The sequence below is a fragment of the Curtobacterium sp. 1544 genome, assembly GCF_040544915.1.
GTDB lineage: Bacteria > Actinomycetota > Actinomycetes > Actinomycetales > Microbacteriaceae > Curtobacterium > Curtobacterium pusillum_C.
Genome location: NZ_JBEPKX010000003.1, coordinates 93927 through 117347 on the forward strand (window position 1 = coordinate 93927; position 23421 = coordinate 117347).

Here is a 23421-nt window from a genome sequence, read left to right on the forward strand (position 1 = left end):
GTCGTTCCTCAGGCACGGAGCCGGACCCCCTGGGGCGTGGCGGTGAACCCGGCCTCGCGGAGCGCGGCACCGAGCGGCGACTCGAGCACGAACGCGCCGTCCACGCGCTCGACGGACAGCTTGCCGAGCCCGCTCCGGACCGACGCCGCGATCGATGCTGCGGCGACGGAGAGGTCCGCCGGGTCGTCGGTGAAGGTCAGCACCGACTTCCCGCCGCGCTCGACGTACACCGCGAGCTTCCCGTCGACCGTCGTCACGAGCGCGCCGGCCTTCCGACCAGGGCGGTGCCCGCGGGACTTCGTGGTGGCGTCGCCCGTCGGTTCGTCCTCGTCGGGCGCGTCCGTCGGGGCGTCGGTCGGCCACGGCAGTGACGCTCCGTACGGGTTCGCCGGGTCGGTCGCCGCCAGCGTCAGGGCCTCGCGCTTCCGGTCAGGGTCGGCGCGCTCGTCGTCATCGAGGTCCCGGGCGTAGGTGCGGAGTCGGTCGACGGTCGGCCCGGTCGCGAACTGTGCCGCACCGAGCCCCTCGACGAAGTACCCGCGCCGGGCACGTCCGGACTCCTCGAACCGCGAGAGCACCCGGTAGACGCCGGCGAACCCGCCGCGGACGCCCTCGACCTGCACGGCGCCCCGGGTCACGACCCCGTAGCGCTCGAGCAGTTGTTCGGCGGTCGCCGCGGCACGCACGGTCGCGTCCGACTCGGCCAGGGGCAGCAGGGACCATCGGCCGCCGACCGACGGTGGGCCGGACTGCGTCGGCATCGTCGGGCGACGACGACCGCGGTACGCCCGGGCCCGTGGCGCACTCGTGCTCTTCGCCTTGCCGCCGAGCATCGACCGCAGCGGGGCGAAGGTGTCGTTGGTGATCTGGCCCGCCCACACCAGGTCCCAGAGCGCGGTCGAGAGCGCCTGGTCGTCAGTGCTCCCCACGGCCTGCCCGAGCTGCCGGAAGAAGTACGCGCCGCCACCCGCGAGCGCGCCGAGCACGTCGCGCTGCAGTTCTGTGGTCTCGTCGCCGGACGGCTCGGCGAGGGTCGTCGCCGCGGTGTCGGCGAGGTGCAGCCGCACCCAGCCGTCGTTGCCGGGCAGGGTGCCGCCGCCGGACCAGAGGACTTCGCCCGTCGCGGTCAGCTCGTCGAGCATGCTCGGCGCGTAGTCCGTGACGCGTGCGGGGAGCACGAGGGTCTCCCATGCGCTGGCGGGCAGCGCGACCCCGGCGAGCTGGTCGATGACCTGCAGGACACCGTCGACGCCGCGCAGCCCACCGCGTGCGCCCGGGGTGTGCACGTGCTGCCACGCCGGCAGGAACCGGGCGAGGGTGTCCGGGGAGACCGGTTCGACCTCGTGCCGGAGCGCCGCGAGCGACTTCGTGCGGATGCGGCGGAGCACCTCGGCGTCGCACCACTCCGCCCCCTGGCGATCGGGTCGGAACTCGCCCTCGACCACCCGACGGTCGGCCACGAGCCGGCGCAGGGTGTCCTGCACGACCGCGATGCCGAGCCCGAGGCGCGCGGCAGCGTCCTGTGCGGAGAACGGGCCGTGCGAGCGTGCGTACCGACCGACCAGGTCGCCCAGGGGATCGGCGACCGGTTCGACGAACGCGGTCGGGACGCCGATCGGCAGGGGGACCCCGAGGGCGTCCCGGAGGCGGGAGGCGTCCTCGATGACGGCCCACCGGGTCGCCCCGGCGTGCGAGAACGAGAGCACGCGGCGGTCGCGCTCGAGTGCCGTGAGCGCACCCTGCACGGTCGCTGCCGCATCCGAGCGGTCTGCATCCGCATCCGCCGTCGCCAGCCAACTCCGGTCCACGATCTCGTCGAGGTCGAGCGCGCCCACCAGCCGGAGGACGTCGACGATCCCCTCGGCATCGCGCGCGCGGCGGTCCGGCGAGAGCCGCTGGAGGTCGCGTTCGACGGACGCGATCACCGCGGGGTCGAGGAGTTCGCGGAGCTCCGCCCGCCCGAGCAGTTCCCCGAGCAGGGTCGAGTCGAGCGACAGCGCGGCCGCCCGGCGTTCGGCGAGTGGGGTGTCGCCCTCGTACATGAACGCCGCGACGTACCCGAAGAGCAGGGAGCGCGCGAACGGCGACGGCTGTTCCGTCTCGGTCTCGACCAGGCGGATGCGACGCCCGGCGATGTCGTCGGCGATGCCGAGCAGGGACGGCACGTCGTACACGTCCTGCAGGACCTCGCGCACGGTCTCGAGCACGATCGGGAACGACGGGTACTTCTGCGCGACCTCGAGCAGTTGTGAGGCCCGCTGCCGCTGCTGCCAGAGCGGCGAGCGCTGCCCGGGGTTCCGCCGGGGGAGCAGGAGCGCCCGGGCCGCACACTCGCGGAACCGCGCCGCGAACAGTGCCGACGACCCGACCTCGTCCGTCACCAGGGCTTCGAGGTCGTCGCGCTCGAACACGAACAGGTCGGCACCGGGGGGCTCGGCGTCGGTCTCGGGGATGCGGACCACGATGCCGTCGTCGGCGGCCATCGCGTCGCCGTCGATCCCGTGGCGTTCCCGGAGTCGCGCGGCCACGGCGAGGGCCCACGGTGCGTGCACCTGCATGCCGTACGGCGAGTGCAGGATGAGCCGCCAGTCGCCGAGTTCGTCGCGGAACCGTTCGATCACGAGCGTCGTGTCGTTCGGCACGTGCCCGGTCGCCGCGCGCTGGTCGCGCAGGAAGGTCAGCAGGTTGGTCACGGCGCGCTCGTCGAGCCCGCCGGCGGCGACGCGGGCGCGGGCGTCATCGTCGGACGCCCCTTCGACCTCGCGCACGAACGCGCCGGTGGCACGACCGAGCTCGGCGGGCCGGCCGATGCCGTCGCCCTTCCAGAACGGCACCCGTCCGGGCTGCCCGAACGCCGGGCTGACGACGACCCGGTCGTGGGTGATCTCCTCGATGCGCCAACTCGTCGCGCCCAGGGCGAAGACGTCGCCGACGCGTGACTCGTAGACCATCTCCTCGTCGAGCTCACCGACGCGGGAGGCCTTCTCACCGACCATGAACACGCCGAACATGCCACGGTCGGGGATCGTGCCGCCGCTCGTGACCGCGAGTCGCTGGGCACCCGGCCGCCCCGTCAGGGTGCCGTGGACCCGGTCCCAGACCAGGCGCGGTCGGAGTTCGGCGAACTCGTCGCTCGGGTAGCGCCCGGTCACGAGGTCGAGCGTCGCCTCGAACGCAGAGCGGGGCAGGCCGCTGAACGGGGCGCTCCGCCGGACGAGCTCGAACCAGTGCTCCACGTCGACGGTGTCGATCGCGCCGGCCGCGACGGTGTGCTGGGCGAGGACGTCCAGTGGGTTCGCCGGCACCGAGATCGACTCGATCTGGCCGGACACCATCCGTTCGACGGTCACGGCGCTGTTCACCAGGTCGGCGCGGTGCTTCGGGAAGAGGACTCCGCGGGAGATCTCGCCGACCTGGTGCCCGGCGCGTCCGACGCGTTGCAGGCCGCTCGCGACCGACGGCGGCGCCTCGACCTGCACGACGAGGTCGACCTCGCCCATGTCGATGCCGAGCTCGAGCGAACTCGTGGCGACCACGCACCGCAGCCGGCCGGACTTCAGGTCGTCCTCGATGATGGCGCGCTGGTCCTTCGACACGGAGCCGTGGTGCGCGCGGGCGAGCACCGGAACCGAGGCGTCCGATCCGCCGCCACCGGTCTGTCCCGACGCGCCGATCACCTGTGCCGGCGGCCGTGCGTGCGCAGAGAGCCTGGCCGGGGACTGGGCACGAGGACCGGCTGTCGGCAGCCCGTCATCCGCGGGGGACGCGCCGGCCGGGACGAGCACCCCGTCGCCGGCCGCGGCGAGCACCCGTTCCTCGTGGATCTCGTTGAGCCGCGCGGTCAGTCGCTCGGCCAACCGCCGTGAGTTCGCGAACACGATCGTCGACCGGTGTTCCTCGATGAGGTCGACCACCCGTTCCTCGACGTGGGGCCAGATCGACCCGTTCGTCGGTGACTCGGTGGCGTCGGCGCCGACCGGGGGCGCCCCGAGCTCGGCCATGTCGTCGACCGGCACGACCACGCGCAGGTCGAAGGTCTTCTGCGCGGGCGGCGCGATGATCGTCACGGGGGCACGCCCACCGAGGAACCGCGCGACCTCCTCGGGCGGACGGACCGTGGCCGACAGTCCGATGCGCTGGACGGGCTTCTCGAGCAGGTCGTCGAGGCGTTCGAGCGACACGGCGAGGTGTGCGCCGCGCTTCGTCGACGCGACCGCGTGCACTTCGTCCACGATGACGGTGTCGACGTTGACCAGGGTCTCCCGCGCCTGCGACGTGAGCATGAGGTAGAGCGACTCGGGCGTCGTGATGAGGATGTCCGGCGGTTGACGCAGGAGCCGCTGCCGGTCGGACGACGGGGTGTCACCGCTCCGGACGCCCACCGTGACGTCCGGTGGTTCGAGCCCGAGCCGCCTGGCGGTCTGGGTGATCCCGACCAGCGGGCTGCGGAGGTTCCGCTCCACGTCGACGCCGAGCGCCTTCAACGGAGACACGTACAACACCCGGGTCCGCTGCTTCACGGGCGGGCGGTCGGACGCGCTGATGAGCCGGTCGATGGACCAGAGGAACGAGGCCAGCGTCTTGCCGGACCCCGTCGGCGCGATCACGAGCGCGTGCTGTCCGGTGGAGATGGCGTCCCACGCCCCGGCCTGCGCTGCCGTCGGTGCGTCGAATGCACCCCGGAACCACTCTGCGGTGGCGGGGGAGAAGCGCTCGAACACGTCCGTCATGGTCCGTCCCATCCTGCCCGCGACCCCCGACAACCAGCCCAGTCGCAGATCGGGGTTGACAGAGCGATAGATACCGATCTATCGTGAACACATCGCGATAGGAACGACACCGATCGCGAGCCAACTTCGAACACCGACCAGGAAGGACGCACCATGCGCCCCATGTACGACGACGACATCAACAACCACCAGCACCCGCGCGGCCCCCGGTTCGGCGGCGCGCGGCAGCACCACGGCGCCGGCTTCCCCGGCCGCGACCGCGGTGACCACGACCACGGCGGACGCGGTGGCTTCGGCCCGGGGTTCGGTCGCAGCTTCGGCGCCGGTTTCGGCGGCCCGGGCTTCGGCGGTCCCGGATTCGGCGGGCCCGGCTTCGGCCGTGAGCGCCGCCGTCGCGGCGATGTCCGCCTCGCGATCCTCGGCCTGCTGGCCGAGGGCCCGCAGAACGGCTACGCCGTGATCAAGACCATCGCCGAGCGCACCGGCGGCGCCTGGAAGCCGAGCCCCGGTTCGGTCTACCCGACGCTCCAGCAGCTCGTCGACGAAGAGCTCGTCGTCTCCACGGGAGACGGTCGCAAGACGCTCTTCGAGCTCACCGACGCCGGCAAGGCCGAGGCCGAGGCGAAGGCGGACGAGATCGCCGCGGCCTTCGAGGCGCCGGGCCTCCCGGACTCGTCACGCGAGTTCATCGAGGCGCTCCGCAAGACCATGGGCGTGCTGCACATGTACCGCACCAGCGCGACGGAGGAGCAGGCGAAGGCGGCCACGGCGAAGATCGACCAGCTCCGCAAGGACCTCCTGCAGATCCTCGCCGACTGACGTCGGAAACAGCGGACGGGAGGCGCGGTGCCAGCTGGCACCGCGCCTCCCGTTCGTCGTCTGGTGGCGTCGAGAGCCGTCAGTCGCCGATGAACGCGGCCACGTCCGCCAACTCCGCGGCGGACACCGCGTGCGGCAGCCCCTCGTAGGTGCGGTCCGTCACGGTGGTGTTCGTCGCTGCCCACGCCTGCGTGCGCGCGGTGGCCTCGGCCGGGATCACCGGGTCGAGGTCGCCGTGCCCGAGGAACACCCGCGGCCGGACCCCTGCCACGGCGGCGTCCCGCGCGTCGGTGACCCCCGGCACGACGAAGCCCGACAGGGACACCGCGAACGCGAACCCCGACGGCCGTGCGCGCAGCAGCTGCAGGGCCATCGAGCCACCCTGCGAGAACCCGAGCAGCCCGATCCGCGGGTGGTCGGCGGCGACGGAGTCGATCCAGTCGAGCACGCCGGACACCGACTCGTCGACCGGTTCGAGCGCGGGGGAGCCCGGCGTGCCGAGCGGGTACCAGCTGAACCCCTGCCCCCACGGCATCGGTGCACGCAGTGACGCCACGGTCCACGACGACGGCAGCGCCGGCGCGAGTCCGAGCAGGTCGCGTTCGTTCGACCCCACCCCGTGCATGGTCACGAGGAGCGGCGTGCCCGACCGCTCGGAGGGGTCCCGGGTCCACTGCACGACGTCGCGATCGATCATGTGCACGACTTTAGTTGACGCATCAACCATCCCCAACCCCCGCGCCTTGCGCCGAACTCGCCGGGGCGACTGGTAGACACGGTGCATGGCCTCGCTGCGCACCCCCGACCCCGACTCCGGCTGGCTGTCCGACGAGGAGCTCGCGAACGTCCGTCGTCGACTGCCGATCTGCTACGTCGAGGCGGTCCCCGTCCGCACCGACGGCCTCGGTGTCGTCACCGAGGTGGGCGTGCTGCTCCGGGTGTCCCCGAGCGGCTCGATCGCCCGCACGCTCGTGTCCGGCCGCGTGATGTACGGGGAGTCGATCCGCACGGCGCTGTTCCGGCACCTCGAGAAGGACCTCGGCCCGATGGCGTTCCCGCAGCTGCCCTCGAGCCCGACGCCGTTCACGGTGGCGGAGTACTTCCCGCTGCCCGGCGCCTCGGTGTACACGGATGAGCGCCAGCACGCGATCTCCCTCGCGTACGTCGTCCCCGTGACCGGCACGTGCGAGCCCCGGCAGGACGCCCTCGAGCTGACGTGGATGAGCCCGATGGAAGCCGCGTCGGACGCCGTCGCCGACGAGATGGAGGGCGGTCGCGGAGCACTCCTGCGCGCGGGCCTCGCGTCCGTCGGCGCACTCATGTAGCCGTTCCCGTCGACCCGCCCTGCGCACGACGAAGCCCCCGGATCCGAATCGGAACCGGGGGCTTCGCAGCGCGGTACTGGACCGGGCTTACTTGTTCTCGTTCTTGAGGCTGTCGGCGACGCCTGAAGCGGCGTCCTTGACGTTCGTACCTGCCTGCTTGGTGTCGGCCTTGACCTGGTCGGTCTTGCCTTCAGCCTTGAGGCGGTCGTTGTCCGTCACGTTCCCGACGGCTTCCTTGGCCTTGCCTGCTGCCTTCGCAGCGGCGTTCTTGACGTCTTCGATCCCAGCCATAGGCTCTCCTTCCGACAGCGGACAGTTCCCCGTCAGCCGCTTGCGCGGCATCCGGTGAAGGAGAACCTACGCGCCGGGTGCCTCAACGCGCCCAGGGGGCGTCAAGGTTACGGATCAGCGCGCGGAACCGGCGGGACCGCGGTTGGTCGACGCTGTGCGCGGTGCGAGCCGTCAGCGCGCGGAACCGGCGGGACGGGAGGCGCGGCGCGAGCCACCACGACGGTTGCCCCCCGACTCGGAGCCGGCACCACGGCCGGCGGCGTAGCCGCCCTCCGAGGACCAGACCGGAGCGGACCCACCGCGGACGGTGTCGCTCGACGCGCGACGGCTGCCGCCACTGCGGCGACCACCGGACGCGGCAGCGGAACGCTGCCCACCGGCGGAGCCGGCCGACGCGCCGGCGCCGGCCTCGGCGGGACGACCGCCGCGACGCCCTGCACCGGACGACCCGGAAGCCGAGCCGGTGCGCGCGGGCTGCGCCGCGCCTCCAGACCGACCGCCGCGACCACGGCGACGACCGCCACCCGCACTGTCGGACTCGTTCGTCCGCTGCTTGGGCTGACGCTGCTGCTGTGCCGGCTGCTCCGGGGCGACGTGGCGGACCGGAGCGACCTCGCCGACGAGCTCCGAGACGGCGGGGGAGTTCGCCGTGACCTGCTGCGGTGTGACCTTGATCGCGGCCGCACGCATCATCTGCGCGACGTCGCGACGCTCGGCCGGCATCGTGACGGTGACGACGTCACCGGAGGAACCGGCACGCGCGGTGCGGCCCGAACGGTGCAGGTACGCCTTGTGCTCGGTCGGCGGGTCGACGTGGACGACGAGCTCGACGTGGTCGACGTGCACGCCACGGGCGGCGACGTCGGTGGCGACGAGCACGAGGGCCTCGCCGGAGGAGAACTTCGCGAGGTTCCGCTCACGCGCACCCTGCGACAGGTTGCCCTGCAGGTCGACGGCCGGGATGCCCTGGCTGCTGAGCTGCTTCGCGAGACGCTTGGCGTGGTGCTTCGTGCGCATGAAGAGGATGCGACGACCGGTGCCGCTCGCGAGGGTCCGGACGAGGTCCTTCTTCGCGTCGGCGTCGGCGACCTCGAACAGGTGGTGCGTCATGGCCTCGACCGGGCTGGTCTCGTCGTCGACCGAGTGCATCACCGGGTTGTGCAGGAACTTCTTGACGAGCTTGTCCACGCCGTTGTCGAGCGTCGCGGAGAACAGCAGACGCTGCCCCTGCTCGGGCGTCGCCTGCATGATCTTCGTCACGCCGGGCAGGAAGCCCATGTCGGCCATGTGGTCGGCCTCGTCGAGGACGGTGACCTCGATGGCGTCGAGCTGCACGTGGCCCTGCTGCATGAGGTCGGCGAGGCGACCCGGGCAGGCGACGACCACGTCGACGCCACCGCGGAGCGCGTCGACCTGACGGCCCTGACCGACACCGCCGAAGATCGTCGTCGTGTTGAGGCCCATCGCCTTGGCGAGGGGGGCGAGTGTCGCGTCGATCTGCGTCGCGAGCTCACGGGTCGGGGCGAGCACCAGCGCGCGGGGGCGACCGGCGCGGCGCTTGCGCGGGTTCGCGGCGAGCCGGGCGGCGAGCGGGATCGCGAAGGCGATCGTCTTGCCGGAACCGGTGCGGCCGCGACCGAGCACGTCCTTGCCCTTGAGCGAGTCGGGGAGCGTGTCGGCCTGGATCGGGAACGCGGTCTCCTTGCCCTGCTGGGCGAGGACGTCGACCATCGGCGCGGGGACGCCGAGGTCGGAGAAACGGATGTCTTCGTTGGTCATGGTGACCTTTCGAGCCGGAGGACTCCGGCTGTGGGCGCGCTCTGGGGCAGCGCGCGGGCGGGATGCGCGCCAACGGGTGTGGCTGGCGCAGTCGCCGCAGCAGAGAAGCCTGGCACCTTCGGGAGGTGCTCGATCATCGGTCCGTGGACCGGGAGTTCGGGGGCGTCCGTACGACGCACGAGGCGATCGGCGCCTCGAGTACGTCCATCATAGCGTGCGAGGATCTGGGCGTGCGAGAACGGACAGTCCTTGGTGCGGCCGCGATGGCCGTGGTGGCGGTGATCGGGCTGTCTGGGTGTGCGGCAACCGGGTCTGGGTCGTCGTCTTCCTCCTACGAGAACCTGCCCGCCTCGGGGATCCCTGACTACCAGCTCGGCGGGGGCTACACGCCGCCGGCCGGGGTGACGATCGTCGAGCGGGACAGCACGGACCGCCCGGCCGCCGGGAAGTACTCGATCTGCTACGTGAACGGCTTCCAGACCCAGCCGGGCGACGCCGACGCATGGCTCGACGACCACCCGTCGGCGGTGCTGCGCGACGACGACGGGAAGCCCGTTTCCGACCCGGGGTGGCCGGACGAGATGCTTCTCGACACCTCCACGGCTGCGGCACGGTCCACGATCACGAAGGTCCTGACGACGTCGATCGCCCGCTGCGCCGACCGCGGGTTCGACGCGGTGGAGTTCGACAACCTCGACTCGTGGACCCGGTCTCACGGTGCGCTCACCCGCGCGGGCAACCTGGCGCTCGCCCGTGCCCTGGTCGAGGTCGGGCACGAGCACGGGCTGGCAGTCGGGCAGAAGAACACGCCGCAGCTCGGGGCCTCCGGGCGGAAGAGCACGGGGTTCGACTTCGTCGTCGCCGAGGAGTGCGTCGAGTACCAGGAGTGCTCGGCCTACACGAAGGCCTACGGCCAGCACGTCATCGACGTCGAGTACTCGGACGACATCGGCCGGTCGTGGTCGTCGGTGTGCGCGGACGACGACCGTCCGGCGATGACGATCCTGCGCGACCGTGACCTCGTGACGCCGTCCCACGACGACTACGTGTTCGAGCACTGCTGACGGTCGGCGGCGGCCCGGCACCTCGCACGGTGCGAGGCCCGCGCGATGTGCGCACGCCACGGTGCGAGGTTCCGCGCACCGTGGGACGCGCGCGGCCTCGCACCGAGCGCGGAACCTCGCACACTGCGGCAGCGCGGCAGCGCGGCAGCGCGCCTCAGGCGGGCCAGGCGTCCCGGAGTGCCGTCGCGGCCTGGTCGGCGGAGAGCCCAGCGGCCCGGGCAGCGGCGGCGAGTGCGCGTGCGGCATCGGTCACCGGTTCCGGGACGTCCGCCGGACGGATCACCCGGGTGCCGGCGCCCCGTGCGGTGTGCACGAGGCCGGACTCCTCGAGCAGTTGGTAGGCCTTCGCGACCGTCCCCGCGGCGAGACCGAGCTCGTCGGCCAACCCCCGGACGCTCGGCAGGCGTTCACCGTCGACGAGGTACCCCGCACCGATCTGCGCGGCGATCTGCGACCGCACCTGTTCGAACGGGGGGACACGCCCTCCGGCGTCGATCGCGACGAGACCCGACATGTGCTCCACCCTAGAAGTCGTACTGCTCGCCGACGGGGATCGGCACCGCGACGGTGTTGCCCGGAGGCGCGAGCGGGCACGCCCACGCCGGGTCGTACGCGCACGACGGGTTGTACGCGAAGTTGAAGTCGAGGACGAGCTCGCCGTCGTCGCCACCGAGGTCGGCGCCCTTGATCGTGTCCAGCAGGTAGCGGCCACCGCCGTACGTCCCGCGGGCCCTGCCGGCGCTGGCGTCCTTGACGGGGACGAAGACCCCGCCTGCGTAGCCGCCGTGCGACCACACGTCGAGCGTCCCGACGCCGGGCAGGGACACGACCCCGAGGCGGTCGAAGTGCACGGTGCCGTCGGTGCCGGTCTCGACGTCCATCGCCAGGGCCCCGGCCGGCTCGACACGGGCGCGGAAGCGCCAGGCGGGGTCGTAGTCCGGGACGGGCAGGGACTCGAAGTCGCGGGCGTCCTCGTCGAGGAGCGGGCTCGCGGGGTGCTCACCGAACATCGCGTCCCGGGTCTCGCGCCACATCGCGTGCGCGGTCTCCGGATCGGCGGTCGCCCGGACACGGCGGTACAGGTCGAAGGTCATCCGCCGCCAGTCCACGGTGGCGAGCGTGCTGTGCACGCGGTCGTCGGTTGCCGGCTCATGCGTCTGGCTCACGGTGCGAGCGTACGCCCGTTGCGCGCCGGCCGGGAGGCGCGTGGTGCGTCCGGCGGTCAGGCCGCGGCCCGACGGGGTCGCCGCCACTGCGGTGCGAGCTGCCGCATCCGGAGCGCGCGCCACTGCCAGATGACCCACATCCCCGGCCAGAGCAGGACGCCGAGCACACTCGGGCGCATCCGGTAGGTGAGTCGGTCGACCAGCAGGGTCCGTCCGTCCGGCGCCGGTCGGACGGCCATCCGGTGCTGCATGGTCATGCGCCCGAAGAGGCCACTGGTGCCACCCCCGTTGTCGCGCTGCACGGGCACGCCCTCGACCTCGTACAGGTCGATGTCCACGTGCGTGTCGCCGCTCGGCACGAGCCCGAACGCGTTCGCCGTGATCGGGTGCGGCTCACCGGGAACCCACCGCGGGGGGAAGCCCTGCGGGTCGCGGGACCGGTAGACGAGGAACGGTTTCGTGACCGCCACCATCACCGACGGGGACAGCAGGGCGTCGCGCACGGCCTCGACCGGCGCGTCGAGGACGATCCGGAGGCCCACGTGCATGAGCCGACGCTACCGACGCCGCCCTGAGCGCACCGCAGACGTCTGCGGCGTTCTGCATGTGAAATGCTACGTGTCAAGATCGGAGTCATGCGAACGAACCGAACCGTGGTGCCCCTGCTCGTCCTGCCCCTCTTCGTCTCCGCCCTGGTCGGCTGCGCCGCGGGGAGCTCGTCGGAGGCAACCGCGCACGACGCCGGCGCCGCATGGGCGTACGAGGGCGCGGGTGCCCCGGAGCACTGGGGTGACCTCGCGGGCGAGTACCGAGCCTGTGCGTCCGGGGAACAGCAGTCGCCGATCGACCTGCCGGCACCACGGGGCGGTACGGCGCTCGACCTCGTCGGGTCCGGACCGGTGCGTGGCATCACCGCCGACAACGGGCACACGGTGCAGTTCACGGCGGACGACGGCGCGACGACGGCCATCGCGGGCGCGGACCTCGATTTCGTGCAGGTGCACTTCCACGCCGGGTCCGAGCACACCACGGCAGGGGAGTCCTCGGCCGCCGAGTTCCACTTCGTGCACGCCGACGATCGCGGTGCCCTCACCGTCGTCGGTGTCCTCGCCGAGCGTGGTGCGCACAACCCGGCGTACGACGACCTCGTCGCCGGTGCCACGGCGGGCGCCGGGCGGGTGAGCACCATCGACGTCGAGGCGATGCTCCCGGCAGAGCGGTCCTTCGCGACCTACCGGGGCTCCCTCACGACGCCGCCCTGCACCGAGGGGTGCGCTGGATCGTCCTCGAGCGGGCGGTCGAACTCGGCGCGGACCAGCTCGCCGACCTCGAGGCCGCGCACGTCGGGAACGCCCGCCCGGTCCAGCCGCTGGGCGACCGCACCGTCCGCCACGCACTCTGACCGCGCGGTCCGGCCGCCGTCGGGTCAGGCGTGCCGGGCCGACCGGCGTCGGGACCCCTCGGCCCGGTCGTGCCGTCGCAGGCGCTCGGCCAGCGAGAGCCGGACCGTCGGCCACTCCGACGCGATGATCGAGAACACCACGGTGTCACGGAGCGTGCCGTCCCGCCCGACCGAGTGGTTCCGCAGCACACCGTCCTGCTTGGCCCCGAGCGTTGCGATCGCCGTGCGTGACTGCGTGTTGTGCCAGTGCGTGCGGAACTCAACCGCGATGCACTGCCAGACGTCGAACGCGTGCGACAGCATGAGCAGCTTCGCCTCGGTGTTGATGCCCGATCGCTGCGAGGACCGCGACAGGAAGGTCGCCCCGATCTCCACGCGTCGGTTCGCGGTGTCCGGGCTGAGGAAGGTGGTCGACCCCACCACGCGACCGGTCGGACGGTCTCGCACCGCGAACGGCACCATGCGTCCGGCGGCCTGCTCGGCGAGGCGACGGTCGATCTCGTCGTCGACCTGCGCCGGCGCCGGGATCGAGGTGTACCAGGTGCGCCAGAGATCGCCGTCGGCGACCGCCGCCCGCAGGTCGTCCGCGTGCTCCGGCCCGAGGGGCTCGAGCGTCACACGGTCGCCGGTCAGGGTGGGTGCGGGGGCGATCTCCATGGCACCGAATCCTACGGTCGCCGACCGTGGCGAAGTCCCGACGAGGGGCCATCTGTGGAAAAGGTCAGGGTGCTCCCGGCGGCTATCGTGGAGCGGGTGGCAGCACGCACGCAGCAGCGGTACCAGGTCCGTTTCGCATGGGGGATCGGTGGTGCGGCGCGCATCGCGCCCGACACCCACCTCATCGTCTGGATCGACGTCCTGCCGGCGACGGCGGCGGCCAAGGCGACGGTGCACGGCGACCGCACGCAGCGGGCGCTCCGCGCCGTCACCGCCCAGCTGCCGGACGGTCCGGAGGTGGTGCTCGGCCACCTCGGCAACGCACGGGCGATCGCGGAACGCGTGACGCGCCTCCAGGCCGAACGCGGTGACCGCTGTGTCGTCGCGATCGTCGCCGCCGGACGCCACCACGCACCCGGTGACGACGCGGCGGAGGCCGCCGGCGAGACCGCCGACGTGCCGGACGCACCCGACTTCGCGGTCGAGGACCTCCTCGCTGCCGGAGCCGTCGTCGACGCGCTCGCCGAGGTCGGCATCGACCACACCTCACCAGAGGCGGCGGCGGCCTGCGCGGCGTACACGGGACTGCGCCGAGCGGTGAGGCACCTCGTCAGCGCGTCCGAGGCGGCTGCCGCACTCGGGCCGGAGGCGGTGCACGCGGCGCTCGCCGCCGGTGGCGAACTCGTCACCCTGCGGGAATCGACCCGTCGCGCGTAGCGTTCCGGTCGTCACCCGAAGAGCGAAGGAGCACGCCATGAAGGCAGTCGTCGGAGACACCGTGATCGCCGAGGCCCCGCAGGAGGACCTCATCCAGATCGAGGGCAACTGGTACTTCCCGCCGTCGAGCGTGAAGTCCGAGCTGTTCACCGAGAGCCCCACCCAGTACCACTGCCCGTGGAAGGGCGACACCCAGTACTTCACGGTGAACGTCGACGGCCAGGCGCTGCAGGACAACGCGTGGTCGTACCCGACGCCGATCCCGTCGTCGTTCGACCGCGTCGGCAAGGACTACTCGGGCTACGTCGCCTTCTGGAAGGGCGTGCGCGTCATCGAGTAGACGCGGCTCAGCCGGCCAACGTCAGCGCGATGAGCGCGACGTTGAGCGCCACGATCACCAACGCGATGACCCCCGCCACCACGCGGGTGGTCATCGCGTTGACGTCCGCCCCCATCACGCTCCGCCGTGAGGTGTAGACCACGAGCGGCACGATCGCGAACGCGATCCCGAAGCTCAGCACGACCTGGCTGACCACGAGCAGCATCGTCGCGTCGGCGTTGACCGCGAGCAGGACGATCGCCGGCACCAGGGTGACGAGCCGCCGCACGATCAGGGGCACCCGGACGTGCAGCAGTCCGTGCATGATCTCCGCGCCGGCCATGCAGCCCACCGAGGTGGAGGCGAGCCCCGACGCCAGCAGCCCCACCGCGAACAGCACGCCGACGACCGGCCCCACGTTGGCGGCGATGGCCTGCTGGGCTCCGGGGATCGAGTCGGTGCCGGACACCCCGGGCAGCGTCGCGGCGGCGAGCACGAGCATGCAGATGTTCACGCCACCGGCCACGACGAGCGCGAGCCCGACGTCCCACCGGGTCGCGACGAGCACCCGGCGGCGTTCGGGTCCGGCGGGGACGTCGCCGTGGCGGTCCCGGGCGAGGGCCGAGTGCAGGTAGACGGCGTGCGGCATGACGGTCGCGCCGAGCATCGACGCCGCGAGCATCACCGACTCGGCGCCCTGGAAGCGTGGCACGAGCCCGGCGACGAGTTCACCAGGCGACACCTGCGCGAACAGCAGTCCGGCGCAGAACCCGATGGTCAGGATCGCCAGCATCGCGGTGACGACGACCTCGAACGTCCTGGTGCCCCGACGGCTGTGCAGGGCGAGGATGAGCATCGAGACGACGCCCGTGATGACGCCCCCGGCGACGAGCGGCACCCCGAACAGCAGGTGCAGGGCGAGTGCGCCGCCGATGACCTCGGCGACGTCGGTCGCTGCCGCCACGATCTCGGCCTGTGCCCAGAACAGCAGCCGGGGCGTGCGCTTCATCCGGAGCCCGAGGTGCTCCGGCAGGGACTTCCCGGTGACGACACCGAGCTTCGCGGAGAGGTACTGCACGACGACGGCGCTGGCGTTCGCGGCGACGAGGACCCAGAGCAGCAGGTAGCCGTACTTCGCCCCGGCCGTGAGGTTGGCGGCGACGTTCCCCGGGTCGACGTAGGCGATCGCGGCGACGAACGCGGGACCGAGCAGCGTGAGGGTCGCACCACGACGGCGCGGGGTCGCGGGGTCACGGGTGGTGGGCGGGGTCGCCGTGTCGGTCATGCCGTCCAGCATGCCAGAGAATTCGGCGCACCGAATCCTTGAATTCGTGTCTTTACAACACGCAGTGAGACGGTCAGGCCGTTGCGCGTCGAGCCCGGTGCGCCCGCACCTTCGCCCGGTTCCCGCAGCGCTGCATCGAACACCAGCGGCGCGTGCCCCCGCGCGAGGAGTCGTAGAACACCAGCCCGCAGTCGTCCGCCGAGCAGCGGCTCAGGCGGGTGGGCTGTCCGTCGGCCGCGACGTCGTCGAAGCCGACCTCGGTGAACAGGGACACCGCGTCCCGTGCGACGCTCGACAGCGCCTGCGCGAGCCGCACCCGGTTCGCCCCGGCACGACGTCGACCACCCGGCAGGCTCGGGGGCACGTCCGGCAGCGCGGCGAACAGGTTGACGGTGTCGATGTCGTCGGGTGCGGGGCGGGTGCGACCGGTGCCGGCGCGCAGCCCCGCGGCCACCGCGGTGCGCTCGGCGGCGGTGGACGCCGGGCCGGGAGCAGCGGCGACGGCCAAGCGGGCGATCGCGGCGCGGAGTGCACGGGCGTCCTGCAGCTCACGCGCCGTCGCTCCGACGTCGATCGGCTCGGTGTGGTCGGTCAACCACTCGTCCAGGTCGGCCGGGGTCATCAGCAGCTCCCCGAGCTGTGCACGCGGACGTCGACCGTCCGGGTCGTCGGCGAACCCACCGGTGTGCGCGAAGTCGAGGGCGATCCGTCCCGCGTCGAAGAACCAGGTGGAACCGGCGTCGGTCCGGATGTGCTGCCCCGTGTGCATCCGCCCAGGCTAACGGGTTACCGGCGCGCCTCCGAGCGGTCCGGTCGTCATGCGGTAGCTCGGCGCTCGGTCTCGCTCCGTCGGCGCCACGTGATCACGTTGCGAGCGTCGAACCGTCTCGAACACGCGGCGCACGCCAACGGCCGCGTCGGCGTGCGGTAGCGGAAGTGCTCGTGGCCGGCCGGGCAGGTGCCGATCCACGGCGCGAGCTCGCTCGCCACCGGGCCGTCGTACAGCCGCGAACCGGTGTACCCGAGCGCCGCCGCCGTCCGTCGCCAGCGCTGCCCGTGCCCCGCGCGGGGACCCGCCAGCGCGTGCGCGATCTCGTGCAGCAGCACCTGGTCGACGTCGTCCTCGGAGAACCGCACGGCCAGGTGCCGGCTCACCGTGATGCGCCTCCGGGCGAAGTCGCACTGTCCGGCGCGGGTCTTCGCGTGGTCGAAGGCGAACGACCAGCTGCCGGCCCCGAGGTGCGCTGCCATGAGGTGTTCGGCCCGGGCCCGGACCGCCTCGAGCGTCGTCACCGCACGTCGTCGTCGGGGTCGCCCCGTCCGGCCTGGCCCTTCTGCGCAGCCCGTGCGGCGATGCGACCCCAGAGGTCGTCGGCCTCCGTGCGGGCTGCGTCCGGGGCGCCGAGCACGCGGCGGCGGATCGGTGGGACCTGCTTCACCGGTTCGGCGACACGGGTCTGCGGCTCGTCCTCCTCGGAGCGACGGGCGGCGACCTCGCGAGCGGTCCGGGGACGTTCCTCGTCCTTCGGCTGGGCGACGGAGGCGCGGAGGGCGGCCTCCACGGCGGTCCGCAGGGCCTCGGTGCGCTCCGACGGTGCTCCGGCCTGCCGGAACGCCTGGTACGCGCGGGAGAGGGCCGAACGTGCTTCCTCGAACCGGGACAGCTCGAACAGCGACCAGCCCTCGAGCTCGGCGGCGGCGCCCTCGAGCTCCGGCCACTCCTCGGTCCGAGCGGTGTCGCGTGCCATGGCGGACTCGGTGGCGGCACGCTCGTACCGGCCGAGGTCGTGCAGCACGTGCGCGCGACGGATCCGGGCGGAGACCTTGTCCGAGCGCTCCCCGGTGAACATCGTCAGCCGGAAGACCTCCTCCGCGATCACGAGCGACTCGTCGAGTCGACCGAGCAGCCTGAGGAGTTCGGCGCGTTCGGCGAGGGCCTCGGTGCTGCGGCTCTGCCCGAGGTCGCGCAGGCGCTGCTGGATCGCGTCGGCGTCGACGGCGGGGCGCAGGCTGATCGGGGCGAAGGTGCTGCCCGGGCTGACCCCGGCCGTCACGGGCGCTGCGTGGCGCGGTTCCCGGGCACGGTCGAGGCGGTCGGGCTGCTGGCGGTCGTCGGGCGGGAGGGACATCGGTTCGAGGGTAACCACGCCGACCCGAGAGTGCGCGGTGCCACGCGCACGGGGGTCACGCAGTTCGTCCCGGACGCGGAACAGCCCGCCGTGCTGGTGCACGACGGGCCGTTCGGGTTCCCGCTGTCGTCAGTTCGCGCCGCTGACTGCTGCCGCCGCGGCCACGCCGATGTACGTGCCGAAGGTGGCGATGGTCGCCACCACGGCGAGGATGATCGCGAACACACCCCAACCACGACCGCGCTTCGTCGCGATCGCGACGATGCCCTGGACGAGTGCCCAGAGGCCGAGGAGCGCGGCGATCCCGGCGACCACGCCACCGGCGCCGATCTGCGACATGACGTTCGGGTCGTTCATGAGTTGCTGCTGCAGCTGACTCTGATCGGGTGTGGACCCGTCGGTGGGGACCAGACCGGAGAGCGCGTCACTGTTCGCGAGCGCGGATCCCATGATCCAGCCGCCGATGACGCCGATCACCAGGGACGCGAGCCCGAGGATGAACGCCACCACACCGACGGTCTTCTTCTTGCGCTTCGGCTCCTCGTAGCCCTGCCACGAGGGTGCGCCGGCACTCGTCGGCGCTGCCGCCGCCGCGTACGGCTGCTGGCCGTACTGCTGTTGCTGCTGCTGCCCGTACTGCGGCTGCGCGTCGTCCGGCCGGCCGTACTGGCCCTGCTGCTCGGCGTACTCGGTCGAGCCGTACCGCGGGGCCTCGCCCTGCGCGGCCTGCTCGCCGTACTGCGGCGTCGAGGTCGGCGCCGGGTCCACCCGCTCGCCGTAGCGCGGTGCGTCGTCCGCGGGCGCTGCACCGGCGGCAGGCTGCTGCGGGGCGTCGCCCCAGCTCGGCACCTGGCCGTCGCCGGTCCGGTCCTCGTTGCTCCGGTCGTCGTTCGTCATCGGGTGTCCCCTCGCTCGGTCGCGCTCCTGCGCGGTCGTTCAGAACCATCCTGGCAGTCGCGTCCTCCGCGTGCCCACCGAACACCGGACTGGAGGCACGGCGCCCGCCCGCCACGCGCCTCCCCTCCGCCAGGTGGTTGCGTCCGCAACGGGCGACAACGCCGATGTCGGACGACATCGCGCCTGTCGTCGTCCAGCGTGCGCAACTGTTGCGCACGCGCGGTTGCGACGAGTCCGGTGTCGTACGACGTCGGTGTCGTCGTTCCGAGTCCGCAGCCGACCCGGTCGCGCGCGCCCGCGCCCGTCAGCCGCCGAAGACGCTCCGGTTCGGCTCCGGCGACGCCACCGCCGTCTGGTCCGTCACGATCGGCGCCCCGGCGATGAACGACCGCAGCTCGGCACCGTGCACGACCTTCGCCGGCATCGGGTCGGAGGAGTACCGCCGCGGCATGTCCGCCACGGGCAGGTCGGTGGGCGAGCCGAGCAGCACGATGTTCCCGAACCGGCGCCCCTTGAGCATCCCGGTGTCCGCGACCGCCGCCACCGACGGCAGCACCGCCTGCAGCGTCGAGGCCTGCCCTCGTGCGAACGCCAACCCGGCCCCGTCCGCCACGTTCACCGCGACGATGCCGGTGGGCGACAGGAACTCCGCGACCTCACGGTAGAACTCGATGCTCGTCACGTGCGCCGGGATCTGCGAGCCGCCGAACACGTCGACGACGGCGAGGTCGACGGTGCCGCGGAGCCCGGCGGGGAGCTTCCCCAGGACCTCCCGCGCGTCGCCGTACCGCACCCGGATCGAGGCACCCCGGGGGAACGGCAGCGCGTCGCGCACGTGGTCGACGAGGTCCCGCTCGAGCTCGATCACCTGCTGGCGCGAACCCGGCCGGGTCACCGCGACGTACCGGGGGAGCGTGAGGGCGCCGGCGCCGAGGTGCAGCGCCGTGACGGGCCCGTCCGGGAGCAGGTCGATGGCGTGCCCGATCCGCCGGATGTACTCGAACGCCAGGTGCGTCGGGTCGTCCAGGTCGACGTGCGACTGCGGGGTGCCGTCCACCACGAGCGTGAACGAGCCCGGCCGGTGCCGGTCCGGCTCGACGACCGCGTACCCCGCACCGATCCGGAACCCGTCGAACGCATCAGCCATGGCACCAATCGAACACCACCGCGATCACCACCCGCGTCCCCACCCCTGGTTGGTGTGCCCGCGGACGCCGTCGAACGAGGCTGGTGGCACCGGTCGGGACAGCCCCGCCGTACCTCTTCGAAAGGCACACACCATGTCGGTCCAGCTCGTCGCGAACATCCTCATCGGGATCGCGCTCGTCGTGTTCCTCGGGTACCGCCAGGCGACCTGGCAGTACCTCGACCCCGCCCGGATCTGGCGCACGCCGCTCATCATGGCGATCGTCGGCGTGGTCGTCCTCGCCCAGACGAAGGCCACCGTCACCACCACCGACGTCGTCTTCCTCGGCATCGAGGCGCTCATCACCGTCGGGGTCGGCCTGACCATGGGCAGCATCACCCGCTTCCGCACCGTCGGCACCCCGGACCGCAAGGGCCGCACGATCCAGTCCCGAACGGGCTGGCTCGGTGCCGTCCTGTGGATCGTCCTGATCGGCGTCCGCATCGGCCTCGACGTACTCGGCGGTCACCTCGGCGCCCACCTGCTCACCTCGACCGGCACGATCCTGCTCGTCCTCGCGCTGAACCGTGCGGCCCGGGCACTCGTCATCGACCAGCGCATCCCCCGCGGCGACCGGCAGGCGCGCGGCATGATGGTCCGGTGACCCTGCTGACCGGCCGTGACGAGGCCGACCTCCCCGGAGGTCGGCCGCGTTCGAGCGCCGCCTGGGGACTGAACGCGCTCGGCATCGCGATCGTCGCGTTCTTCTTCGTCCGGAACGGTGCGCTCGTGGGCCTGCCCGTCTGGGTGTGGGTGCTCGGCACGGTGGCGCTCGCCGGCTGGGTGCTCCGCGAGTTCGGCCGGTCGCCGCGACTCGTCACCACGGCGGGTGTCGTGATGGTCGCCGCCGGGTCGGTGACCGTGGTGCCGACGGACTCGCTGATGGTCGTCCCCGTGATCGTCGGCATCGTCCTGATCGGGGCGAACCTGCGCGCACCGGTCTGGGCCGCGTCGGTCACCGCGCTCGCCGCGATCGTCGTGGTCGCCGTCACCGCGACGGTGGAGCACGCGTCGCTCCAGTTCGTCCTCGGCACCAGCGGCGGCATGCTGCTCGGTGTCCTCATCGGCTTCAGCAGGCGGCAGTTCCGGGTCGCCGCCGAGCGCGCTCGCGAGGCCGAGCGGGAGCAGCAGCGCGCGCAGCTCCTCGCCGATCGTTCCCGGGCGGCGCGGGACATCCACGACGTCCTCGCGCACTCCCTCGGTGGGCTGGTGCTGCAGCTCGACGCGGTGGAGGCCCTCCTCGAGGCGGGCCGGGTCGAGGACGCGACGAAGCGTGCCGGTGAGGCCCGCACCCTCGCGGCCGACGGGCTCGCCGAGGCCCGACGCGCGGTGCACGCGCTCCGCGAGGACGCGGACTCGGACACAGGACCGGAACCGGCCACGTCGACCACCGCAGCCGACACGACGGAGCCGAGCCGTGCCTCCAGGCCGACCACCGACCACGAGGCGGGCCTGACGGCCCTCGTCGACGCGCACCGCTCGTTCGGCGGCGAGGTCGTGACGCAGGGAGACGAGACGCTCGCCGACCTGGATGCGGCCCACCGTGCTGCCGTGGTCCAGGTCGTCCGGGAGGCACTGAGCAACGCCCGCAGGCACGCCCCGGGCCGCCCCGTGTCCCTGTCCGTCATCCGGGACGGCGACGCCGTGGACGTCGTCGTCGCGAACCCGCTCGCCCGCGGCGGCCACGGCCTGCTCGGGATGCGCGAACGCTTCCAGGAGCTCGGCAGCTCCGCCACGGTCGAGGCGGAGCGCTCGGACGACGAGTTCGTCGTGGCGATGCACCTGCCGGTCGACCCCGTCGCGGCAGCGGGGGACCGGTCGTGACCATCCGCGTGCTCGTCGTCGACGACCAGGCCATCGTGCGCGACGGCCTGGTGACGGTGCTGTCCCTCATGCCGGATCTCGAGGTCGTCGGCGAGGCTGCCGACGGCGTCGCGGCCGTCGCCGCCGTCGACCGCGACCTCCCTGACGTCGTGCTGATGGACCTCCGGATGCCCGACGTGGACGGGCCGACCGCTACCGCGCAGATCACCGCGGCGCACCCGCAGGTGGCCGTCCTGGTGCTGACCACCTACGCCGACGACGAGTCCATCGTCACCGCGCTCCGAGCGGGCGCGCGTGGCTACCTGACGAAGGATGCCGGCCGCGCGGAGATCGCGACGGCGATCCGTGCCGTGGCGTCCGGGCAGTCCACGTTCGACGCGACCGTCGGTGCACGGCTCGTCGCGCAGCTCGCGGGCGGTGCGGTTCCCACACCCGAGGCACCGGTCGGACTCCGGACGCGCTTCCCGGACCTCACCCCGCGCGAATCGGACGTCCTCGAGCGCATCGCCGAGGGCCGGTCGAACCCGGAGATCGCCGCCGAGCTGTTCCTGACGGTTCCGACCGTGAAGTCGTACGTGAACCAGGTCTTCACGAAGCTCGGCGTCCGGAGCCGGGCCGAGGCCGTCGCGCTCGTCCTCCGCTCGTAGCCGCGCGTCACCGGCTGCGCGGTGTGCGCGGTTGAGTACGCGCAGTTGAATGCGTACACATGCACGGCCAGCGGACGTCAAGGCTCGTCTCCTATCGTTCACCGGGTCGTCACCTCGGTGCGTCGAACCGCGCAGTGCCCCACACCTCGCGGTTCCGCACCTCGACCGTGACCGCGGCGCGCCCGCCCGGCAACCCCCACTGCCGGCTCCGAGTGCGTGCCGTCGGCGTGCGCCGGGCCTCCCCGCTCTCCTGCGCGCCGCCCGTGGCCCTGCCCTGCGCACTGGCCATTGAGAACATCGCGTGCGTTATGTAAAATACGAGTGCAGCACACGCACCGGACCACGAATCCGCAGGAGCCCGCAGCCATGACCGACACCATGAGCGTCCCGACGTACCGACTCGTCACCGCGACCCGTACCGCCCGGCCGACGCCGGCACCCCCGCAGACCGACCGTGACCACGCGCCGACCTGGATGCGCGCGGTCGGCGGGGTCCTGCTGGTCGGCGGACTCGCGCTCGTCGCAGCGGTCCTCGGGTGGCCGGGCGAAGCGCCGGAGGCGGCCCTCGTCGTCCCGGGGCTCGTCGGTGTCGCCGTCGGCCTCCTGCTCCTGCTCGCCCGGACCGGGTTCACCGTGACGGACACCCACGTCGTCCTGCACTTCCGGCCGCTGCCCGCGCGACGGATCCCCCGACGGCGGATCGTGGACGTGCGGGTCGCCGAGGCGGATGCCTCCACGTACGGCGGGATCGGTCTCCGGCTCGGCCGTGGCGTGCGGGCGCTGATCCTCACACCGGGGCGCGGGATCGAGATCACCGACGATCGTGGGCGCGTGACGTTCGTGCGGGTCCGGCGGCCGGAGAAGGCGCTCGGCGCGCTGCGCTGACGGGCGTGGCGCGGGCGCGTGCTCGCGGCAGTCGGCGTGATCTGGCCTGGCCGAGGAGCGGCGGGCGAGGGGAATACCGGGTCGGTCCACCGGCTTATACACGGCACTGACGAATTCGGTCAAGCCAGGACTGGACATCGCGCACGAGCGCGACCTATGATGACAGTTCGCGCTCCCTGGCATCCGTGTCGTCATATTGCGGTCGACGCCCGCCCTGGTGAAGCCGGACCCGTATATGTCGGCGGGTACCGCTCACCCAGATCATCGCACATGTGTCCTCGCTCACGCGGCGGCCCGTG

At 72.5% G+C, this 23421-nt stretch carries 24 protein-coding genes and 1 pseudogene; 11 read left to right on the forward strand and 14 right to left on the reverse strand.

The window, feature by feature from the left end; translation table 11 throughout:
* Positions 1-8: 8 nt before the first annotated feature.
* The gene (locus ABIC61_RS03155) at positions 9-4730 is read right to left on the reverse strand and encodes an ATP-dependent helicase (protein WP_354028799.1); all 4722 of its coding nucleotides are present in this window, start codon (positions 4728-4730) and stop codon (positions 9-11) included.
* Positions 4731-4892: 162 nt separating this feature from the next.
* On the opposite strand from ABIC61_RS03155, the gene ABIC61_RS03160 reads away from it, so the two are divergent.
* Positions 4893-5549, forward strand: a complete 657-nt coding sequence (locus tag ABIC61_RS03160) for a PadR family transcriptional regulator (protein ID WP_354028800.1) — start codon at positions 4893-4895, stop codon at positions 5547-5549.
* Positions 5550-5628: 79 nt separating this feature from the next.
* Here the strand turns inward: ABIC61_RS03160 and ABIC61_RS03165 are convergent, their stop codons facing one another.
* Positions 5629-6246, reverse strand: coding sequence for an alpha/beta hydrolase (locus ABIC61_RS03165; RefSeq protein ID WP_354028801.1), 618 nt, complete (start codon positions 6244-6246; stop codon positions 5629-5631).
* 85 nt (positions 6247-6331) lie between these two features.
* Here ABIC61_RS03165 and ABIC61_RS03170 point away from each other — a divergent pair, with 85 nt between their 5' ends.
* Positions 6332-6874: an NUDIX hydrolase family protein gene (locus ABIC61_RS03170; protein ID WP_079237421.1), complete on the forward strand. Its 543-nt coding sequence runs from the start codon at positions 6332-6334 to the stop codon at positions 6872-6874.
* Positions 6875-6961: 87 nt separating this feature from the next.
* Here ABIC61_RS03170 and ABIC61_RS03175 read toward each other — a convergent pair whose 3' ends face one another.
* A complete protein-coding gene (locus ABIC61_RS03175; RefSeq protein ID WP_097181291.1) occupies positions 6962-7165 on the reverse strand; it encodes a CsbD family protein in 204 nt (67 codons plus the stop codon).
* A 171-nt stretch (positions 7166-7336) separates the two neighbouring features.
* A complete protein-coding gene (locus tag ABIC61_RS03180) occupies positions 7337-8944 on the reverse strand; it encodes a DEAD/DEAH box helicase (protein WP_144753434.1) in 1608 nt (535 codons plus the stop codon).
* 230 nt (positions 8945-9174) lie between these two features.
* Here ABIC61_RS03180 and ABIC61_RS03185 point away from each other — a divergent pair, with 230 nt between their 5' ends.
* Positions 9175-10008 (forward strand): endo alpha-1,4 polygalactosaminidase, encoded by an 834-nt coding sequence (locus ABIC61_RS03185; RefSeq protein ID WP_354028802.1) that lies wholly within the window; start codon positions 9175-9177, stop codon positions 10006-10008.
* Between the two features lie 154 nt (positions 10009-10162).
* On the opposite strand, the gene ABIC61_RS03190 is transcribed toward ABIC61_RS03185, so the two are convergent.
* The 3 genes from ABIC61_RS03190 to ABIC61_RS03200 all read right to left on the reverse strand — a co-directional run bounded on the left by ABIC61_RS03190 (position 10163) and on the right by ABIC61_RS03200 (position 11722).
* On the reverse strand, positions 10163-10522 hold the full coding sequence (locus ABIC61_RS03190; RefSeq protein ID WP_354028803.1) for a GntR family transcriptional regulator: 360 nt from the start codon (positions 10520-10522) through the stop codon (positions 10163-10165).
* A 10-nt stretch (positions 10523-10532) separates the two neighbouring features.
* Positions 10533-11102, reverse strand: coding sequence for a DUF1684 domain-containing protein (locus tag ABIC61_RS03195; protein WP_354028845.1), 570 nt, complete (start codon positions 11100-11102; stop codon positions 10533-10535).
* A 128-nt stretch (positions 11103-11230) separates the two neighbouring features.
* On the reverse strand, positions 11231-11722 hold the full coding sequence (locus ABIC61_RS03200; protein ID WP_354028804.1) for a hypothetical protein: 492 nt from the start codon (positions 11720-11722) through the stop codon (positions 11231-11233).
* Between the two features lie 87 nt (positions 11723-11809).
* Here ABIC61_RS03200 and ABIC61_RS03205 point away from each other — a divergent pair.
* A pseudogene (locus ABIC61_RS03205) lies at positions 11810-12430 on the forward strand (carbonic anhydrase family protein); the annotation flags it as partial.
* A 14-nt stretch (positions 12431-12444) separates the two neighbouring features.
* Complete coding sequence (locus ABIC61_RS03210) at positions 12445-12576, forward strand: hypothetical protein (RefSeq protein WP_354028805.1); 132 nt, start codon at positions 12445-12447, stop codon at positions 12574-12576.
* Between the two features lie 24 nt (positions 12577-12600).
* On the opposite strand, the gene ABIC61_RS03215 is transcribed toward ABIC61_RS03210, so the two are convergent.
* Positions 12601-13233 (reverse strand): GNAT family N-acetyltransferase, encoded by a 633-nt coding sequence (locus ABIC61_RS03215; protein ID WP_354028806.1) that lies wholly within the window; start codon positions 13231-13233, stop codon positions 12601-12603.
* 96 nt (positions 13234-13329) lie between these two features.
* Here ABIC61_RS03215 and ABIC61_RS03220 point away from each other — a divergent pair, with 96 nt between their 5' ends.
* On the forward strand, positions 13330-13950 hold the full coding sequence (locus ABIC61_RS03220) for a hypothetical protein (protein ID WP_354028807.1): 621 nt from the start codon (positions 13330-13332) through the stop codon (positions 13948-13950).
* Positions 13951-13987: 37 nt separating this feature from the next.
* Positions 13988-14290: a DUF427 domain-containing protein gene (locus ABIC61_RS03225; RefSeq protein ID WP_144753423.1), complete on the forward strand. Its 303-nt coding sequence runs from the start codon at positions 13988-13990 to the stop codon at positions 14288-14290.
* Positions 14291-14297: 7 nt separating this feature from the next.
* Here ABIC61_RS03225 and ABIC61_RS03230 read toward each other — a convergent pair whose 3' ends face one another.
* The 6 genes from ABIC61_RS03230 to ABIC61_RS03255 form a co-directional block, all read right to left on the reverse strand.
* Positions 14298-15554, reverse strand: coding sequence for an Nramp family divalent metal transporter (locus ABIC61_RS03230; protein WP_354028808.1), 1257 nt, complete (start codon positions 15552-15554; stop codon positions 14298-14300).
* 73 nt (positions 15555-15627) lie between these two features.
* Positions 15628-16323, reverse strand: coding sequence for a CGNR zinc finger domain-containing protein (locus ABIC61_RS03235; protein WP_144753417.1), 696 nt, complete (start codon positions 16321-16323; stop codon positions 15628-15630).
* A 47-nt stretch (positions 16324-16370) separates the two neighbouring features.
* Positions 16371-16847 (reverse strand): SprT-like domain-containing protein, encoded by a 477-nt coding sequence (locus tag ABIC61_RS03240; RefSeq protein ID WP_354028809.1) that lies wholly within the window; start codon positions 16845-16847, stop codon positions 16371-16373.
* The gene (locus tag ABIC61_RS03245) at positions 16844-17683 is read right to left on the reverse strand and encodes a hypothetical protein (RefSeq protein ID WP_354028810.1); all 840 of its coding nucleotides are present in this window, start codon (positions 17681-17683) and stop codon (positions 16844-16846) included. The genes ABIC61_RS03240 and ABIC61_RS03245 overlap by 4 nt, the downstream gene beginning before the upstream one ends.
* Positions 17684-17812: 129 nt before the next feature.
* Entirely contained in the window at positions 17813-18580 is a 768-nt protein-coding gene (locus tag ABIC61_RS03250; RefSeq protein WP_354028811.1) for a hypothetical protein, read from the reverse strand.
* A 304-nt stretch (positions 18581-18884) separates the two neighbouring features.
* Positions 18885-19727 (reverse strand): spermidine synthase, encoded by an 843-nt coding sequence (locus ABIC61_RS03255; RefSeq protein WP_079237409.1) that lies wholly within the window; start codon positions 19725-19727, stop codon positions 18885-18887.
* A 133-nt stretch (positions 19728-19860) separates the two neighbouring features.
* Between ABIC61_RS03255 and ABIC61_RS03260 the strand changes: the two genes are divergently transcribed.
* The 4 genes from ABIC61_RS03260 to ABIC61_RS03275 all read left to right on the forward strand — a co-directional run bounded on the left by ABIC61_RS03260 (position 19861) and on the right by ABIC61_RS03275 (position 23122).
* Positions 19861-20370: a hypothetical protein gene (locus ABIC61_RS03260; protein WP_354028812.1), complete on the forward strand. Its 510-nt coding sequence runs from the start codon at positions 19861-19863 to the stop codon at positions 20368-20370.
* Positions 20367-21590, forward strand: coding sequence for a sensor histidine kinase (locus ABIC61_RS03265; protein ID WP_354028813.1), 1224 nt, complete (start codon positions 20367-20369; stop codon positions 21588-21590). Before ABIC61_RS03260 ends, ABIC61_RS03265 begins: the two co-directional genes overlap by 4 nt.
* On the forward strand, positions 21587-22237 hold the full coding sequence (locus tag ABIC61_RS03270; protein ID WP_354028814.1) for a response regulator transcription factor: 651 nt from the start codon (positions 21587-21589) through the stop codon (positions 22235-22237). The genes ABIC61_RS03265 and ABIC61_RS03270 overlap by 4 nt, the downstream gene beginning before the upstream one ends.
* A 366-nt stretch (positions 22238-22603) precedes the next feature.
* Complete coding sequence (locus ABIC61_RS03275; protein ID WP_144753394.1) at positions 22604-23122, forward strand: hypothetical protein; 519 nt, start codon at positions 22604-22606, stop codon at positions 23120-23122.
* The last annotated feature ends 299 nt before the right edge of the window (positions 23123-23421 follow it).